Raw genomic sequence first — 344 nt, 5'->3', positions numbered from 1 at the left:
CCCTGGGATGGGAGGGGGTCCTGGGGGAGCTTTGGCAGCGGGGCCTGCGGCGGGTGCGGTGCGTGGTGCACGGGGTGCGGTGGAGCCTGTCCCAGGTGCGCTCCCGGGACCGGGCCCTGCTGGCGGAGGACCTGAGGCGGGTGTACGGGGCGGAGAGCCGGGAGGAGGCCCTGCGGGTCCTGGAGGAGGTGAAGGGGACCTGGGGGTCGGGGTACCCGGGGGTGGTGGGGCTTTGGGTGGTTGCTTTCCCGTAGGGAAACACCTTGAGGATTCCGGAGCCTTCCTGCGCTTCTACGGGTACCCCAAGGTGCTTTGGCCGTACCTGCGGAGCACCAACCTGATGG

General features: G+C 70.6%; 1 pseudogene. It reads left to right on the top strand.

Annotation, left to right across the window (positions count from 1 at the left end):
* Positions 1 to 344: pseudogene (locus L0D17_RS13380) on the top strand (transposase); the annotation flags it as partial.

The sequence above is a fragment of the Thermus thalpophilus genome (assembly GCF_022760915.1).
Lineage (GTDB): Bacteria > Deinococcota > Deinococci > Deinococcales > Thermaceae > Thermus > Thermus thalpophilus.
The sequence above is the reverse complement of the archived record's forward strand: the minus strand, read 5'-3'. Positions and strand labels throughout refer to the sequence as shown.